This is a genomic window from Chamaesiphon sp. VAR_69_metabat_338 (genome assembly GCF_031423935.1).
Classification (GTDB): domain Bacteria; phylum Cyanobacteriota; class Cyanobacteriia; order Cyanobacteriales; family Chamaesiphonaceae; genus Chamaesiphon.
Genome location: NZ_JANPGM010000414.1, coordinates 1 through 3098 on the forward strand (window position 1 = coordinate 1; position 3098 = coordinate 3098).

4 protein-coding genes are annotated in these 3098 nt (G+C 49.5%); 1 reads left to right on the forward strand and 3 read right to left on the reverse strand.

The window, feature by feature from the left end:
- Nucleotides 1-307: 307 nt before the first annotated feature.
- Nucleotides 308-901 (forward strand): 3-isopropylmalate dehydratase small subunit, encoded by a 594-nt coding sequence (gene leuD, locus RMO84_RS11495; protein ID WP_310488595.1) that lies wholly within the window; start codon nucleotides 308-310, stop codon nucleotides 899-901.
- 109 nt (nucleotides 902-1010) lie between these two features.
- Here leuD and RMO84_RS11500 read toward each other — a convergent pair whose 3' ends face one another.
- The 3 genes from RMO84_RS11500 to RMO84_RS11510 all read right to left on the reverse strand — a co-directional run.
- The gene (locus tag RMO84_RS11500) at nucleotides 1011-1367 is read right to left on the reverse strand and encodes an iron-sulfur cluster assembly accessory protein (RefSeq protein WP_310488596.1); all 357 of its coding nucleotides are present in this window, start codon (nucleotides 1365-1367) and stop codon (nucleotides 1011-1013) included.
- 80 nt (nucleotides 1368-1447) lie between these two features.
- On the reverse strand, nucleotides 1448-1855 hold the full coding sequence (locus RMO84_RS11505; RefSeq protein ID WP_396135833.1) for a phosphomannose isomerase type II C-terminal cupin domain: 408 nt from the start codon (nucleotides 1853-1855) through the stop codon (nucleotides 1448-1450).
- Between the two features lie 334 nt (nucleotides 1856-2189).
- A partial coding sequence (locus RMO84_RS11510) for an AEC family transporter (protein ID WP_310488597.1) occupies nucleotides 2190-3098 on the reverse strand: 909 nt, incomplete at its 5' end.

Below are 3098 nucleotides of genomic sequence, written 5' to 3' on the forward strand. Positions count from 1 at the left end.
AGCGTCCGGGAGAAGTCACTGGCCGTGAAGGTCGTCACGCTATTCGCCAAGCTAAGCTGCTCCATCGCCCGCTGGAAGGCTAACAATGAAGCGATCGTTCAATAAATTCAAGATTGCGATCGATCTCTTGCTCCCTCCCCTTTATCAAGGGAGGGCTGGGGTGGGGTAAAGATCTCAGCAGTAATTAGATCGCATGGCTGATTTATTTGATGTGTTGCGGAGATTCACCCACCCCGCCCTACGGGCACCCCTCCTTGGAGGGGATTTCGCCCCTATCCCCTATCCCCTATCCCCTATCCCCTAAATCATGAATAGCCAAATCTCCACCATCTCCAGTACCGCTATCCCCTTGACAGGCAACGATATCGACACCGATCGAATTATCCCCGCTAGATTCCTGCGCTGTGTCACTTTCGATGGCTTAGGTGCTAATGTCTTTGAAGACGATCGCAGCCAACTCAAAGGCGCACACCCCTTCGACTTACCCCAATTCCAGGACGCAAATATCCTCGTCGTCAATAGCAACTTCGGCTGCGGTTCCAGTCGCGAACACGCACCCCAAGCCCTTGCCAAATGGGGCATCAAATTAATTATCGGTGAAAGCTTCTCGGAAATCTTCTTCGGTAACTGCGTTGCAATGGGCATTCCCTGTCTCACTGCTGAGGCTGCCACTACCACCCGTCTGCAAGAGATTGTCAAGTCCAACCCCAAAACCCCTGTCACCGTCGATCTTAATGCCTTACAGGTACAATGTGGCGACTTTACCGCCCCTATCTCGATCGGTGAAGGCGCACGCCAGCAACTCACCAACGGCACCTGGGACGCCTGCGGCCAACTAGTTGCCAATCTCAGCGAGACTAAGGTGACAGCTAGTAAATTGCCTTATGTTGCTTGGGGGTAGTAGTGAATAGTGAATAGTGGATTGTAAATACGCAAAGAAAAAAGTAGATGGATTTACTTATTTCTTAATCTCCCAACTATTCACTACCCACTTGCCACTATTCACTAATTTAAGTCGGTAATTGCCACCGCTCTGACTCGACATTGGCGATCGCAAATGAATTACCACAGCCGCAAACATTTGTCGCGATCGGGTTTTCAAATCGGAAACCGCCACCCATGAGATCTTCGGAGTAATCTAACTTCAGGCGTTCTAAATGTGCGACTTGCTGCCGATCGACTACTACTGCAATCCCGCTCATTTCATAGACTCGATCGGTTTCTGAGATCGTGTCGGTCAGATCGATCGTATAGTAAAAATGCTCGCAGCCACCACTCGCAAACCCAATCCGAAACTTGCTATCGAGTCGCTCGCGGACTGCTTGCATGCGGTGAATTTCGGCGATTGCTGCTTTACTAATTTCCATCGCGATCGCTCCTCTCCCATAAATTGCACCACTCCCACTGCCGAACGCAAGTGGGATGGCGATCGCTAATAACTAAAATCTCAGGCATTATTTCTGGCATAGTCATCTTCGTACCGGACGATATCATCTTCGCCCAAATACTCCCCATTTTGCACTTCAATAATTACCAAGGGAATCACCCCTGGATTTTCCAAGCGATGCTTGGTGCAAGCTGGGACGTAAGTAGATTGATTGCTGTGCAAAATCTCTTTTTTATCATCGCAAGTTACCATTGCCGTTCCACACACGACGATCCAGTGCTCGCTCCGATGATAGTGCATTTGCAAGCTGAGTCGATGTCCGGGTTTAACCTCAATCCGCTTAATTTTGTGTCCCGGCCCTTCTTCTAAGATCGTAAACGAACCCCACGGACGTAATTCGGTAGCTGCAACAGAACTTGCAGTCATCGGCGGTGTAGAAGTCAAAGTACTAGTTTTTGTTGAAGTCATAATGTTAGAAAGTAGCGAGTCGATCGGGCAATAGCTGGAAATTTAACAGCAAACCAATAACTACTCTATCAAGATCGCGATCGTTGGCGAATCGCCAAATATACCGAGTCGGCGAGTTGAAAACGATCCTTGACTGCGGAGGGCGATCTATTTTAGGAACTTTATGGAGGCTCTCAACAACAGGTTGAGTGCTTCGATCGTGTCGATCGTCCCAATTATATTACAAATTGATTTCGAGAGCGAATCTCGTGGCGATCTTTAGCAGATCTTGTTAGCATCATAGCGTTCCCATGTAGATCCGGCATAGCTCGATCGTCACAATTTGTCGATCGCCCTAATAAACGTATAACCAGACGGGAATCATCACCAGAAACAGGGCAGTACTGACGATAATGCTACTAGCAACGAGATTGCCATTGAGCTGATACTCTTCAGCAAGAATTAGTCCGGCAAAGGCACAAGGCATCCCCGACATCAACACCAACGCCAAACGCGGCTCGCCACTCATCCCCAGCAGGGTAATCCCGATCCCGAGGATTGTGGGCATCACCACCGTTTTGAGGATCGCTGGTAACAATGCGAGCTTGAGACTTTGCCAACCTTGAATCTGACTGAGCCGAATGCCCATCAAAATAAAGGCTCCGGGAATCACCACCCAAATTGAGGCGTGCAGGCTCGATTCGATCGAGTCTGGGAAATCGATGCTCCGCGTCAGCCAACCCAGTGCAAAGCCCCATAACGAGGGTACAGAACATAAATCCTTTAACTGCGTCCACCACCGATTGGTGCTGCTACCTTGACGACCGTAATAACTAGCAACTAACACGCCCAAACCATAAGTACCAAAGACATTTTGGGTAACGCTGTAGATGACCGCCCAACTCAGATCTGTCTCCGATACAAAATAAGGGACGATCGCCAAACCGACAAAACCAGTGTTCCCCAACATCGAACACAACAGCAAGCTCCCTTGGAGTGGGGGAGCTGATGGTGCTAATTGCGGGTTGATGCGTTGCCAGATCTGCAAACTCAGCCAACCCAGTGCTAAGCCTAATAGCAGCGAACAGACCGTAATTACCGGAGCTAATTGGGCGCGTTCGTCAAAGGTAGTCTGACGAGCGAGGGAAAAGATCTCGATCGGCACTCCCACCCAGTAGAGTCCGCGCCCCAACCAATAGGGAAAAGTAGCGGGCAAAACCCGTACTATCAAAATGCCCAACCCCGTCCAAAACATTAGGGGCGT

Excerpts from the sequence above, each read along its gene's own strand:
- leuD (WP_310488595.1), top strand. The coding sequence starts at position 308 with ATGAATAGCCAAATCTCCACCATCTCCAGTACCGCTATCCCCTTGACA.
- RMO84_RS11500 (WP_310488596.1), bottom strand. The coding sequence starts at position 1,367 with ATGGAAATTAGTAAAGCAGCAATCGCCGAAATTCACCGCATGCAAGCA.
- RMO84_RS11505 (WP_396135833.1), bottom strand. The coding sequence starts at position 1,855 with ATGACTTCAACAAAAACTAGTACTTTGACTTCTACACCGCCGATGACT.